The organism is Meridianimaribacter sp. CL38 (genome assembly GCF_004328055.1).
Taxonomy (GTDB): Bacteria; Bacteroidota; Bacteroidia; order Flavobacteriales; family Flavobacteriaceae; genus Gaetbulibacter_B; species Gaetbulibacter_B jejuensis.
Genome location: NZ_QKWS01000001.1, coordinates 282,197 through 295,542, shown reverse-complemented (window position 1 = coordinate 295,542; position 13,346 = coordinate 282,197). Strand labels below are relative to the sequence as shown.

At 32.6% G+C, this 13,346-nt stretch carries 13 protein-coding genes; 7 read left to right on the top strand and 6 right to left on the bottom strand.

Annotated features, from left to right (window positions below):
- Positions 1-3: 3 nt before the first annotated feature.
- From mrdA to purH, 5 genes are all read right to left on the bottom strand, one after another.
- Positions 4-1,938 (bottom strand): penicillin-binding protein 2, encoded by a 1,935-nt coding sequence (gene mrdA, locus DMZ43_RS01425; RefSeq protein ID WP_131505908.1) that lies wholly within the window; start codon positions 1,936-1,938, stop codon positions 4-6.
- On the bottom strand, positions 1,935-2,441 hold the full coding sequence (gene mreD, locus DMZ43_RS01420; protein WP_129759211.1) for a rod shape-determining protein MreD: 507 nt from the start codon (positions 2,439-2,441) through the stop codon (positions 1,935-1,937). The genes mrdA and mreD overlap by 4 nt, the downstream gene beginning before the upstream one ends.
- Positions 2,434-3,258 carry a rod shape-determining protein MreC gene (mreC, locus tag DMZ43_RS01415; protein WP_131505907.1) on the bottom strand — a complete coding sequence of 275 codons (825 nt, stop codon included), beginning with the start codon at positions 3,256-3,258 and terminating at the stop codon, positions 2,434-2,436. The genes mreD and mreC overlap by 8 nt, the downstream gene beginning before the upstream one ends.
- 10 nt (positions 3,259-3,268) lie before the next feature.
- Positions 3,269-4,297: a rod shape-determining protein gene (locus tag DMZ43_RS01410; RefSeq protein WP_129759209.1), complete on the bottom strand. Its 1,029-nt coding sequence runs from the start codon at positions 4,295-4,297 to the stop codon at positions 3,269-3,271.
- Between the two features lie 139 nt (positions 4,298-4,436).
- Positions 4,437-5,969, bottom strand: coding sequence for a bifunctional phosphoribosylaminoimidazolecarboxamide formyltransferase/IMP cyclohydrolase (gene purH, locus DMZ43_RS01405; protein ID WP_131505906.1), 1,533 nt, complete (start codon positions 5,967-5,969; stop codon positions 4,437-4,439).
- A gap of 216 nt (positions 5,970-6,185) precedes the next feature.
- On the opposite strand from purH, the gene DMZ43_RS01400 reads away from it, so the two are divergent.
- Positions 6,186-7,439, top strand: coding sequence for an ABC transporter permease (locus DMZ43_RS01400; protein ID WP_131505905.1), 1,254 nt, complete (start codon positions 6,186-6,188; stop codon positions 7,437-7,439).
- A 204-nt stretch (positions 7,440-7,643) separates the two neighbouring features.
- On the opposite strand, the gene DMZ43_RS01395 is transcribed toward DMZ43_RS01400, so the two are convergent.
- Complete coding sequence (locus tag DMZ43_RS01395) at positions 7,644-8,102, bottom strand: GAF domain-containing protein (RefSeq protein WP_131505904.1); 459 nt, start codon at positions 8,100-8,102, stop codon at positions 7,644-7,646.
- 92 nt (positions 8,103-8,194) lie between these two features.
- On the opposite strand from DMZ43_RS01395, the gene xrtF reads away from it, so the two are divergent.
- The 6 genes from xrtF to DMZ43_RS01365 all read left to right on the top strand — a co-directional run bounded on the left by xrtF (position 8,195) and on the right by DMZ43_RS01365 (position 13,092).
- Entirely contained in the window at positions 8,195-8,746 is a 552-nt protein-coding gene (gene xrtF, locus DMZ43_RS01390) for an exosortase family protein XrtF (RefSeq protein WP_131505903.1), read from the top strand.
- Positions 8,739-9,167, top strand: a complete 429-nt coding sequence (locus DMZ43_RS01385) for an exosortase F system-associated protein (protein ID WP_131505902.1) — start codon at positions 8,739-8,741, stop codon at positions 9,165-9,167. The genes xrtF and DMZ43_RS01385 overlap by 8 nt, the downstream gene beginning before the upstream one ends.
- A 59-nt stretch (positions 9,168-9,226) precedes the next feature.
- Positions 9,227-9,640: a hypothetical protein gene (locus DMZ43_RS01380; protein WP_131505901.1), complete on the top strand. Its 414-nt coding sequence runs from the start codon at positions 9,227-9,229 to the stop codon at positions 9,638-9,640.
- Positions 9,641-9,707: 67 nt separating this feature from the next.
- Entirely contained in the window at positions 9,708-10,436 is a 729-nt protein-coding gene (locus DMZ43_RS01375) for a heavy metal-associated domain-containing protein (RefSeq protein ID WP_131505900.1), read from the top strand.
- Between the two features lie 14 nt (positions 10,437-10,450).
- Complete coding sequence (locus DMZ43_RS01370; RefSeq protein ID WP_131505899.1) at positions 10,451-12,691, top strand: TonB-dependent siderophore receptor; 2,241 nt, start codon at positions 10,451-10,453, stop codon at positions 12,689-12,691.
- A 20-nt stretch (positions 12,692-12,711) separates the two neighbouring features.
- The gene (locus tag DMZ43_RS01365) at positions 12,712-13,092 is read left to right on the top strand and encodes a heavy-metal-associated domain-containing protein (RefSeq protein WP_131505898.1); all 381 of its coding nucleotides are present in this window, start codon (positions 12,712-12,714) and stop codon (positions 13,090-13,092) included.
- The last annotated feature ends 254 nt before the right edge of the window (positions 13,093-13,346 follow it).

Sequence of the window (13,346 nt, the reverse complement as noted above, 5' to 3'; positions counted from 1 at the left end):
TGGTTAGTTAGCAGTTTGCGTATTGATATTAATTTTTCTTTGTTTCTCCAACTCATACTCATTAACTGTCATAATTCTTGATTCGCCATTAATTTTAAATGGTTTTCCAGAATGAGGTTTTTCATATTCATGCTCTAAAGTGTGTTGAAGTATCCAGTTTTCCATATCTGTTCTGGTGATTTCTCCTTTAATGTATTTTTCAATCATTAAACTAGCAATTCTACCAGCAAAACGACTTCCCCAATACCCATTTTCAACAAAAACAGCAATGGCTATTTTAGGGTCGTCTTTGGGAGCAAAAGCGACAAAAATAGAGTGGTCAGTAAGTTGAGTTTTTACGCCATCTATTCTTGTGAAGTTTTCAGCAGTTCCTGTTTTTCCACAAATTTCAATACCAGGAACTTGTAGGTATTTTGCTGTTCCTTTATTGTAAACATCATACATACCTTGAATAACAGGTTCAAAATTTTGTTTGTCGATAGTGGTGTGATTAGGAGTTGTATACTTGCTGTCTATGGTGTCGTTTTCAATTTTTTTAATAATATGAGGTGTGTAATAATAACCTCTGTTTCCAATAGCAGCAGCCATGTTAGCTAACTGAATTGGAGTAGCAAGCACTTCACCTTGCCCAATAGCATTTGAAAGTGTAAATGTGGTATACCATCTGTTTTTTCCGTAGGCTCTATTATAGGTTTCAGCATCTGGGATTTTTCCTGGTTGTCCAACCCTTAGGTCATAACCCAAATAATCCCCTAGTCCAAAACTCTTAACATGATTACTCCAAATGTCCATTCCTTCAGCAGGAGTATCATACTTGTCCATAATACGACGATATACATTGGCAAAATAGGCATTACAAGACTCGTAAATTCCCAAGTTCATGTCAGCAGGACTTTTATGACCATGGCAACCCATTTTTCGGTTTCCATATCTATAACCATGCGCACACGTAAACTTATCGTTGGTTGTAACTACATTTTCTTGTAAACCTATTAAAGCATTAATGACTTTGAAAGGAGAACCTGGAGGATACATAGCTTGTAAACCTCTATCGTAAAGTGGTTGTGAAAGCGAATCGTTATAAAGTTTAGTGAAATTTTTAGAGCGGTTTCTACCTACTAACAAATTAGGGTTGTAGGTAGGTGATGAAATCATAGTTAGTATTTCTCCTGAGCTAGGTTCAATAGCAATAATACCACCTCTTTTGTTTTGCATTAAAAGCTCGCCATAGGCTTGTAGTTCTGCGTCAATTGTAATAGTAATATCTTTTCCTGGTTCAGGTAAAGTATCATAAATACCCTCTTTATAAGGTCCTATATCTCTATTAAAACGGTCTTTTTGAATAAATTTAATGCCTTTAACGCCTCGTAAAGTTTCTTCGTAAGAAATCTCTATACCTTGTTTGCCAATTAAGTCTCCCATTTTATAATATGGTTGCCTTTGTATAATGGCATTGTTTACTTCTCCAATGTCTCCTAAAACATTTGCCCCAATACTGGTTTGGTAATCTCTAAGTGAACGTTTTTGAATGTAAAAGCCTTCAAATTTTCTCATTTTTTCCTGTAACAAGGCATAATCTTCTTTAGATAATTGTGCTACAAAAGGCGAAGGTAATCTAGGAGAATAGTGGTAAGCTTTATCATACTTTTTTTTGAAGTCTTCTTTTGTGATTTTTAAAAGATTACAAAATTCCAAAGTGTCTAAAGGCTCAACTTCTCTAGGAATAATCATTACATCATAAGAGGGTTGATTGGCAACTAAGAGTTTACCGTTTCTATCGTAAACATAACCACGTTTTGGGTAATCATATACTTTTCTAATGGCATTATCTTCATAAAGATTATAAGTACTTTGGTTGTAAACCTGTAAATAAAATAATCTTGCAATAAAAATAAGTCCAACAATAACAACTGTTGAAAGAAGTAAAAGTTTTCTCATCGACGTTTTTTGCTAAATAGAATTGTTGACATAAAACATAGTATTATAGTAAAAATACTAGAGAATAACGTCTTTTGAAGTATTAAAATTATTTTAGAAATGTTAAAAACTTCAAGTGAAAATAGCACGAAATGATGGATAACAGTAAAGAGTGAAATATATATCAATCGGTTTCCTAACTCAGTATTGCTAAATTTAATGCTTTGGTGTTCGTAAATCATTCCGAAGGAAAACTTAAGCAATACAGGTCTAATGTAAGCAATAGTAACTGCTGCAGCAGCATGAACACCACCAGAGTCAGAGAAAAAATCCACACATAAACCTAATAAAAAACCAAGAATAATAATAACGGTTCTATTGGTTCTTATCGGAAAAAGCATAATAAAAAGTATGTAAACATACGGATTTATATAGCCTAAAAAATTGATGTGATTACATACCAAAACCTGTACTAGTAATACAGTAATAAAAAGTAATGTAGTATTTACTGCAGAATTATTCATTTACTGGGTTTTGAAGTGTCTCTATTTCTTCTCTATCAAGATGTTCAATAATGTAAACATGTCCAACGTTAGTCATGTCGTTAAATAGTTTTACATTAATTGTATATGTGTCTCCACCAATGTCTAAAACAAAATCATTAACAGTTCCAATGGGAATTCCTTTAGGGAAAATAGTTGATTGCCCACCAGTAACAATAGTGTCGCCTTCGGCAACAGGTGCAAATTTTGAAACGTCTTTCAATTGCGCTAATTCAGGTGACTTTGTATCCCATCTTAAAGACCCAATATGGCTCGTTTTTTTAAGTTGAGCATTTATTCTACTATTTGTATTTAAAATAGATTGTACTCTAGCGTAACTATTAGATGTGTTGTCAATAATACCAATAATACCTTTGGAAGTAATAACTCCAAAATCTTGTTGGATACCATCTTTTTTTCCTTTGTTTATAGTTAGGTAGTTGTTGGTTGCTGAATAACTATTTTTATAAACAACTGCGGGAGTAAGTTTAAAGCGTTTACTGTACATCGTACTGTCAGCATAAAACGATTTTAAAGTATCAGTTTCTCTATTGAATAAGATAGACTTTAGCCTGTTGTTTTCTTCAAGAAGTTTTTGGTTCTCGCTTTTTAAATCAAAATACTGACCAATGTTGTTTACTTGTTTGTAAACTCCACCAGTGAAAAAATTAGCAGAATTTATAAACTTACTTCTATGGTAAGAGTGCGATTGAATTGTTAAAGCCAACGATACACCAAACAACAACAAAAACAAAAGAAATGTTTTGTTTCTAATAACAAAGTTGATGATTTGTTGCATTATTAATTACTTATTTTATCAATACACTTTTGAATTTAGAAAGGTTTTTGAGTGTAATTCCTGTTCCTCTTACTACAGCTCTTAATGGATCTTCAGCAATATAAACAGGTAAGTCGGTTTTTTGAGATAAACGTTTGTCTAAACCTCTAAGCATAGAACCTCCACCTGCTAAATAAATTCCTGTATTGTAAATATCTGCAGCGAGCTCAGGAGGTGTTTGAGATAAGGTTTCCATTACTGAGTCTTCAATTCTTAAAATAGATTTATCTAAAGCTTTAGCAATTTCGCGATACGAAATATTCACTTGCTTAGGTTTACCTGTTAAGAGGTCTCTACCTTGAACACTCATGTCTTCTGGAGGTAATTCTAAATCCTCAGTTGCTGCTCCAATTTGAATTTTTATCTTTTCAGCAGTACGCTCTCCAACATAAAGGTTGTGTTGAGTACGCATGTAGTAAATAATGTCATTTGTAAATACATCACCAGCAACTTTAACTGATTTGTCGCAAACAATTCCACCAAGAGCAATAACAGCAATTTCTGTTGTTCCTCCACCTATATCCACAATCATGTTTCCTTTAGGTTGCATAATATCAATACCAATACCTATTGCAGCAGCCATTGGCTCGTGTATTAAGTAAACTTCTTTACCATTTACACGCTCACAAGACTCTTTTACAGCTCGCATTTCCACTTCAGTAATACCAGAAGGAATACAAACAACCATACGCAAAGCAGGAGAAAATAATTTCTTTTTTAATGCAGGAATGTTCTTAATGAACATGCTTATCATTTGCTCAGAAGCATCAAAATCGGCAATTACACCATCTTTCAATGGTCTAATGGTTTTAATGTTTTCGTGAGTTTTTCCTTGCATCATGTTGGCTTCTTTACCAACTGCAATTATTTTTCCAGAAATTCTATCTCTTGCTACTATTGATGGACTATCCACAACTACTTTGTCATTATGGATAATAAGTGTGTTTGCTGTTCCTAAATCTATGGCTATTTCTTCTGTTAAGAAATCAAAAAATCCCATACGCTGTTGTTAGTTATGTGGGTTGATATTATTTAGTCTTTTAGACGTTGTTGTAAATGTAATAAAATATACATTAATTACAGTATTACAAGATACGTTTAAAATGAATTAACAGATTTCAATTTTTTTAGAAAAAATGTTAATGTTTAAAATGACGTGTTCCTGTAAATACCATAGCAACATTGTTTTCATTACAATAGTCAACACTTAGTTGATCTTTTATAGAGCCTCCAGGTTGTATTACAGCAGTAATTCCAGCTTTATCAGCAATTTCTACACAATCTGGAAACGGAAAAAATGCATCACTAGCCATTACAGCACCTTGCAAATCAAAATTGAAAGATTGTGCTTTATGTATAGCTTGGTTTAAAGCGTCAACACGACTAGTTTGTCCTGTTCCACTTGCACATAATTGTTTGTTTTTTGCTAAAACGATTGTGTTAGATTTGGTATGCTTACAAATTTTTGAGGCAAATATTAAATCTTCTAACTCGTTTTGAGTTGGTTTATTGTTTGTGGCTTCAGATAAATGCGAAACAGCATCAGTAACGTTATCTCTCTCTTGAACCAAAACACCATTTAAACAACTTCTTACAGTAGTTTTTGGTAGTTCAATATCATTTAAAATTAAAAGAATTCTATTCTTTTTTCCTTTTAAAATTTCTAATGCTTCAGCAGAAAATGATGGTGCAATAACAACTTCACAAAATAAGCTGTGAATTTCTTCGGCTGTAGCTTTGTCAATTTCAGAGTTTGCAATTAAAATACCACCAAAAGCTGAAACAGGGTCTCCTGCTAAAGCGTCAACGTAAGCTTTGTGCAATGTTTCTCTTTGTGCCAAACCACAAGCATTATTGTGTTTTAGTATAGCAAAAGTAGGAGCTTCTCCTTTAAACTCGTTCATTAAAGTAACAGCAGCATCAACATCTAAAAGGTTGTTGTAGCTTAGTTCTTTACCGTGTAATTTGGTGAACATTGCTTCAAAATCTCCAAAGAAAAATCCTTTTTGGTGAGGGTTTTCGCCATAACGTAACACTTGTCCTTTGGTTTCGCTTACTTTTAAAGCTGCAAGATCATGGTTGCTATTGAAATAATTAAAAATAGCCGAGTCGTAATGTGACGATACGTTAAAGGCTTTTGCAGCAAAACGTTTTCTATCTTCTTCAGATGTTTCACCGTTTTTAGCTTTTAAAAGTTCTAAAAATTCACTGTAATCTTCAACCGAAGACACGCAAACTACATCAGCATAGTTTTTGGCTGCAGCTCTAATTAATGAAATACCTCCAATGTCAATTTTTTCAATAATATCTTGATGTGCAGCACCAGAAGCTACGGTTTTTTCAAAAGGGTAAAGGTCAACAATAACCAAATCTATTTGAGGAATGTCAAAATCTTTTAATTCGGCAACATCACTTTCATTATTTTGTCTGTTAAGAATACCTCCAAAAACTTTTGGGTGTAATGTTTTAACACGACCTCCTAAAATTGAAGGATAAGAGGTTACATCTTCAACAGGTACAACATTAATTCCTAAGTCTTTTATAAACTTTTCGGTACCTCCTGTTGAGTAAATAGTTACATTTTGTGCGTTAAGTTCTTTTACGATTGGTTCTAATCCTTCTTTGCTAAAAACAGAGATTAAAGCAGATTTAATGGTTTTGTTGTTATTCATTGTATAGTTGTGTGTTTTTTTGATTTCCATTTTTATGGAAATAACAATTTTAATGTTTTTTCAATACCAAGTATTAAAAAGTGTTGTTTGCGAGTGCAAAAGTACGTATTCTTAAAGAGATTTTAAGGCTTGATAACGCAGATTATTTAAGTTTTTTGTAACAATAGATTGTTAAAAACGTCCTATCTTTAACTTTGATAAAATTTCGACCAATTCATGCTTGTTTATTTACGATTATTTAAGGAGAGTTTTACGTTTGCTATTAACGCATTACGAAACAATAAACTACGTACTTTTTTATCGCTATTAGGAGTAACAATTGGTATTTTTTCTATTATAGCTGTACTTGCAGCTGTTGATTCGCTTGATAGGAATATCAAAGAGCAGTTGAGCGGATTGGATAAAAACACCATGTATCTTACTAAGTATTCGTTTGGACCTACAAGTGTCCCAAGATGGCAACGAGATAATTTCCCTCAGGTAGAGCATGATGATTATGAGTTTATTGAAGGAAGTGTAGATGATATTGAGGCTATTGCCTATGTGATTTTTGGAGGCTCAGAAAATTTAAAGTACGAAGGAAAAACAGTTTCAGGAGTTAACGTCACACCTGTCTCTAACGGTATTTATGATATTGAAAATTTAAAAATTGAATCAGGTCGTTTTTATAACGAATCTGAATCAAATTCTGGAGCTCCTGTTATTGTGTTAGGAAGCTCAACTGCTACAAATTTATTTGATAATGATAACCCTATAGGTAAAACGATTAGGGCTTATGGACGAAAACTAAAAGTTATTGGCGTTTTAAAGAAAGTAGGTGGAGGTATTGGAGGTGATTCTCCAGATGAACGTGCCTATGTGCCTGCAAATTTTGTAAGACGTTTTAATAATGGAGGAGCAAATGGTTTACCAGGAGCTGTTGTAATTAAGCCTAAAAAAGATGTCGATTTTGATGCCTTTGAATCGGTTTTAAAACAAAAATATAGGGTTTACAGAGGTTTGAAAGCTGATGAGTCAGATAATTTCTTTATCAATAAATTGTCAGGTTTAACAGATGCTGTAGATAGTATTATTGGGTTTATGAATGGTGTAGGTTGGACCATTAGTGCGTTTTCATTATTAGTAGGTGGTTTTGGTATTGCAAATATTATGTTTGTGAGTGTTAAGGAACGCACCAACCTTATTGGAATTCAAAAATCATTGGGTGCAAAAAACAGGTTTATCTTATTCCAGTTTTTATTTGAAGCTATAGTACTAGCCTTTATTGGTGGAATTGTAGGATTGATATTAGTATGGATAACAACAACAGTGTTGTCAAACTTTACGGGCGATTTTGAATTTGTGCTTTCAGCAGGAAACATGATGTTAGGATTTGCGTTGTCAACTGCAATAGGGTTGATTTCTGGTATTGTACCAGCAATTTCAGCTTCAAAACTTGATCCTGTGGAAGCGATTAGAACTGGAATGTAATTTATGCTAAAAAGTATTTTAATACGGTTTTTGCTTATCCTTTTTGTGTGTTCATGATATGTATTGGTTTTCAAATGACTTTTGAAACACCTAATTATAAACATGAATTTCTTAAATCTAAAGCTATAATTTCAGGAGTTGGTTTAATTATTGTCGCTCTAGTTTACATTATTACTGATATAATTATTATTGTTAAAAAGAAATTTAAGCAATAATCTCAGCAACCTGTTTACAAACAAACTCTAAAAAGCGCTCGTCTGCTTCAGTAAAAGGATCTGGAGTATTAGAGTCGATATCTATTTGACCAATATTTTCACCATTAACAAAAATTGGGATTACAATTTCTGCTTTAACAGTAATACTGCAAGCAATGTAATTATCTTGAGCAGATACGTCTGGTACAACAAAATTTTGGTTACTCACAGCAACTTGTCCGCAAATGCCTTTTCCAAAAGGAATAATAGTATGGTCAGTAGGTTCGCCTACATAAGGACCTAATTTTAATTCGTTTTTATTTCCATTTTTAAAATAGAATCCTACCCAGTTGTAATATGTGATATTAGCTTCTAGCAATTCGCAAATTGCATAAAGTTTTTCATCTACAGTTGTACTCGAATTAGAAGTAATTTCGCTTACTTTAAGTTGTAATTGTTCAAACGTCATTTGTTCAAAAAGTTTTTGCAAAAGTATTTAAAAGGTGTAAATTCAAAAACTGAATTTATATAAATTTAACAGAATATATCAGTCGTTTACTTTTGAAAAACTTACTAAAAAAATACAAGTCTGTCATAAAGTTCATTCTCACGTTTTTAATAGTGTACTTGGTATTGTCTTTATGCTATAAATTGTATTTAGATATGTCTAGTGGTTCAAAATACTATCCTGATTTTATAACCAATTTAGTAGCTAAACAAAGTAGTGAACTTGTTGGAGCTATGGGCTATGATGTACACTATTTAGCGCATGAAAATGAACCTTCGCTTAAACTTATACTTAATGGCAAGTACGTTGCTAGAGTAGTAGAGGGTTGTAATTCGGTAAGTGTGATTATATTGTTTGTGGCTTTTATGGTAGCTTTTGCAGGAAGATTAAAACCAACATTTTTTTACACTTTAGCAGGAGGTGTTCTTATTTATGCTGTTAATATTATTCGAATTGCAATTTTGTCAATTGGCTTGTATAATTATCCATGGCGAAGAGAAATTTTGCACACTGCTATTTTTCCTTTGATTATTTACGGAATGGTATTTATCCTTTGGATGTTTTGGGTTAATAGGTTTTCATCAATAAACAAAAAGCATGAATAACATTTTTAAAATTGTTTTGCTCATGGTTTTGTTTGGGCTTCTTGTATTGATAAGAGTGTTCGAAAATGAGTTGTTTTATGATCCATACTTGTTGTTTTTTAAAAACGACTATTTGTATATGGATTACCCAAGACGCGAAATATTAAAGTTAACGCTGTTTACAACCTTAAGGTATGTGCTAAATGGAGTGGTGTCCTTAGCTATTATATATCTCTTTTTTAAAGATAAGTCTATCGTTAAGTTTTCGGTTATAGTTTATACTGTAGCATACTTAATTTTGATTTTAATTTTCTTGTATTTTGTCATTAACCCGAGACAAGAAGATTATTATCTGTTTTTTAATTTTAGACGATTTTTAATTCAACCAGTCATTCTTTTGCTCTTAATACCAGCATTTTATTACTATAAACTTAATAGGTAGAAATGTTAATGCTTTTTTAAAATGCAATACAACTTCATTAATTTTTATAAATTTGTGTTGTGATACAAAATGTTTTACATAAAACTTTTTCAGTTGCATTAGCGCTATTAGTGTTTTTTTCTACAGTTTCTTTTACTGTAGAGAAACATTTTTGTGGTGATGTGTTGGTAGATGTTTCTGTATTTTCTGAATTACAAAAATGCGCTATGGAAGCCTTTGAAATTGAAATGGCTGAAAAAACACAAGTACATTGTTGTAAAGATACAGTCGATTTAGTTAAAGGTCAAGACCATTTAACGATTAAAAAGTTTGAAGATTTAGATTTTGATCAGCAACTGTTTTTATCAACATTTGCGTTTTCATACATTAATCTTTTTGAAGGATTGCCACAACAGGTTATCCCTCATAAATATTATTCCCCACCAAACTTGGTTGCCGACATACAAGTGCGCGATCAAGTCTTCCTAATTTGATTTTTTTGAACAATTTCCGTGAAAACGGACAGTAAACTTTTATTGTTCAATCAAAAAATCAAAAATAATGACACATACATACAGCGTTACAGGAATGACCTGTAACGGTTGTAAGGCAAAAGTTGAAAATGTCTTACAAGATTTAGACTATGTTGATGATGCTAAAGTAAATTTAGAATTAGGTGAAGTTGCAGTAACCATGTCTCAGCATATCGCTACAAGTGTATTGCAAAATGCACTACCAGAAAAATATAAGCTGTCTGAAAAGCAAGAACGAAATGTATTTGCTTCAACAGTACAGCAAGAAGAACAAAAATCTGATTTACAGCAATTGTTTCCGTTGTTTTTAATATTTGGATACATCATTGCTGCTTCTGTATTAATCAATTTCAAGTCGTGGAATTGGAGCGATTTTATGCTCGATTTCATGGGCTTATTCTATATCGTTTTTAGTTTTTTCAAACTATTAGATTTAAAAGGATTTCCTGAAAGTTTTAAAATGTACGATCCATTAGCTAAAGCAATTCCTGCTTATGGTTGGGTGTATCCTTTTATAGAAACAGTTTTGGGTATCATGTTTTTAATGCGTTTTCAAATTCCGTTGGCATTAGTAATTACCTTAATTATTTTAGGAATTACTACCATAGGAGTAACCAAAACATTGCTGGATAAAAAAGCAATACAATGTGCATGTTTGGGTACAGCATTAAAACTACCTATGACCAAAGCCACCTTTATTGAAAACAGTATAATGATTGTTATGGCAGTGATTATGCTTGTTCAAATCTACAGTTAAATAAATTTTTAAAAATGAAAAAACTATTATATATAATCCTCTTGTTTCCGCTTATTGGACTTTCTCAAGATACCCTTAACGGAACTATTCTAGAAGAGAATAAAGAAAACGAACCAATACCAGTTGTTGGAGCCAATGTATATTGGTTAGATACAACTGTAGGAGCTGTTACTGATATCGATGGGAAATTTTCGATACCTTATCAAAGTGAATACACAAAGCTGGTTGTAAGTTATGTAGGCTATAAAACCGATACTATAACCGTTAGTTCAGCTAAGGCTATAACACATTGGTTGAAACCAACAAGTGAGTTGGACGAAATAACAGTAACCTCAAGAAAGCAAGCAACTTCAAAATCATATTTACAAGCTACCAATACATTTACTGTAAGTAGCGATGAGTTGTTAAAAGCTGCGTGCTGTAATCTCTCTGAGAGTTTTGAAACCAATCCTTCTATAGATGTTAATTTTGCCGATGCAGTTTCAGGAACACGTCAAATTAAAATGTTAGGTCTTACTAGTCCATATATTTTAATAGCAACAGAAAACATACCAACAGTTCGAGGAGCTTCGCAAGCTTACGGATTAACCTTTACACCAGGAACTTGGGTTGAGAGTATTCAAATTACTAAAGGAATGGGAAGTGTGGTTAATGGATATGAAAGTATTGCAGGACAAATAAATGCTGAACTTCAAAAACCAACAAAAGACGATAAGCTATTTGTGAATTTTTACGGAGCAAGTAGCGAACGTATGGAATTGAATACACACTTTAATACTAAAGTAAGTGATAAGTGGAGTACAGGTTTGTATTTACATGGTAACACACATCAAAAAGAACATGATGTAAATAATGACAACTTTTTAGATATGCCAAAGTATCATCAAATAAATGTGATGAATAGATGGCAATATACTGACACTGAAAAAGGGTTTGTTGGGTTTTTTAATTTCAGGTTTTTAACCGATGAAAAACAAACAGGTGAGCTAGATTTTAACCCAGACACTGATAAGTTGACTACCAACGCTTGGGGAAGTGAAATTGATACCAAACGATTTGATTTCTCAGGGAAATTAGGTTATGTAAACCCTGAAATTCCATGGCAAAGTGTTGGTGTGCAATTTGCGGTTAGCAACCATCAGCAAGATTCTTATTTTGGATTACGACAGTACGATATTGAACACAATAGTATTTATTCTAATATTATTTATAATTCAATTATTAGCGATTCGCGTCATAAAATTAAAACAGGACTTAGTTTTACTTACGACCATTATGATGAGTTTGTTGAGGATACAGTTTATGAGCGTACAGACAACTCATTGGGAGCCTTTTTTGAATATAATTTTGATAATTTAGATAAGTTTAATCTTACAGCTGGATTACGTGTTGATAATCATAATAAACTAGGCTTTTTTGTAACGCCACGTTTTCATGCACGATACACGCCTTGGGAAAAATCTGCGTTTAGAGCCTCTTTTGGAAGAGGTAAACGTTCTGCTAATATTTTTGCTGAAAATCAAAGCTTATTTGCAACTTCAAGAACCATTAATATTATTGGAGCTAATGGTGGAGAAATTTATGGTTTAGATCCAGAAATTGCATGGAATTATGGTGTGTCTTATCTGCAAGGGTTTAATCTCTTTGGAAGAAAAGCCGATGTTACAGTAGATTTTTACAGAACCGATTTTCAAAACCAAGTGGTTGTAGATTGGGAAAATCCACAAGAAATAAGTTTCTATAATTTAGAAAATGATAGTTATGCTAATAGTTTTCAAACGGAATTAAACTATAATGCTTTTGAGCGCTTTGATGTGCGATTAGCTTATAAATACTATGACGTGAAGACTAAATATCAAACAGGAAAAGCTATAAGACCTCTTACGCCTCAACACAGGTTTTTTGCAAATGCTGGATATGAAACACATCCTAGTGATGCAGAAGGACGATGGAAATTTGATGCAACTTTTAATTGGTTAGGCGAACAACGTTTTGCGTCAACAGCTAGTAACCCTATACAATACCAATTACCTGAAAACTCTCCAACAGTAGCAACACTTAATGCGCAAGTTACTAAGGTGTTTTCTCCAAAATTTGAAGTATATTTAGGAGGAGAGAATATTACCAATGTACGTCAAGACAATCCTATATTAGGTGCAAATGACCCTTTTGGTTCAAACTTTGATAGTACATTTGTGTATGGTCCAATTTTTGGAAGTATGTATTACGCAGGATTACGATTTAGAATTAAATAAACTTTTAAAACAAAAATAAAATGAAGAAAATAGCAGTATTAATTACGTTTTTAATGGCAACAGTAACGTTTGCACAAAATAAAAATGCCAAAGCTTCTCTTGAGGTTGATGGAGTATGTATGATGTGTAAAGATCGAATTGAAAAAGCATGCATAAAAACTAAAGGTGTAAAAAGTGCGATATGGAATGTTGAAACACATGAACTGAAATTGATTTACAACGAAGGAAAAACGAGCTTAGATGATATTAAAAAAAATATTGTTGCAGTAGGGCATGATTTAAAAGATATGAAAGCTACTGATGAGGCTTACAACTCAGTACACCCTTGTTGTAAATATCGTGATGAAGAGGTGAGAGATGACCACAAAGATGAAAAAGATCCTAATCATAAAAAGCATTAAAAAACATATTCTTTAATTGAGAAAAAGCTCAAACTAAAAGTTTGAGCTTTTTTAGTTAAATTTTTGCCAATAAAAATATCACGAATCTATTTTCTGCATACCTTTAGTATGTTCTTTTAAAAACAATAAAGTTATGGGACAAGACAAGTCAAAAGGAAAGTCTACACTGCCTAAACAAGCAGTAAAAAAGACTCCACAGGCTCCTGCTAAAAAGAAGTAGTCTGTTTTTGGGCTACAAACTGATAGCCCTTCAA

Bases quoted from the DNA above. Each gene is read 5' to 3' on its own strand.
- DMZ43_RS01365 (WP_131505898.1), top strand. From the start codon at position 12,712: ATGAAGAAAATAGCAGTATTAATTACGTTTTTAATGGCAACAGTAACG.
- DMZ43_RS01410 (WP_129759209.1), bottom strand. From the start codon at position 4,297: ATGGGATTTTTTGATTTCTTAACAGAAGAAATAGCCATAGATTTAGGA.
- mrdA (WP_131505908.1), bottom strand. From the start codon at position 1,938: ATGAGAAAACTTTTACTTCTTTCAACAGTTGTTATTGTTGGACTTATT.
- purH (WP_131505906.1), bottom strand. From the start codon at position 5,969: ATGAATAACAACAAAACCATTAAATCTGCTTTAATCTCTGTTTTTAGC.
- DMZ43_RS01400 (WP_131505905.1), top strand. From the start codon at position 6,186: ATGCTTGTTTATTTACGATTATTTAAGGAGAGTTTTACGTTTGCTATT.
- mreD (WP_129759211.1), bottom strand. From the start codon at position 2,441: ATGAATAATTCTGCAGTAAATACTACATTACTTTTTATTACTGTATTA.
- mreC (WP_131505907.1), bottom strand. From the start codon at position 3,258: ATGCAACAAATCATCAACTTTGTTATTAGAAACAAAACATTTCTTTTG.
- DMZ43_RS01395 (WP_131505904.1), bottom strand. From the start codon at position 8,102: ATGACGTTTGAACAATTACAACTTAAAGTAAGCGAAATTACTTCTAAT.
- DMZ43_RS01385 (WP_131505902.1), top strand. From the start codon at position 8,739: ATGAATAACATTTTTAAAATTGTTTTGCTCATGGTTTTGTTTGGGCTT.
- DMZ43_RS01375 (WP_131505900.1), top strand. From the start codon at position 9,708: ATGACACATACATACAGCGTTACAGGAATGACCTGTAACGGTTGTAAG.
- DMZ43_RS01370 (WP_131505899.1), top strand. From the start codon at position 10,451: ATGAAAAAACTATTATATATAATCCTCTTGTTTCCGCTTATTGGACTT.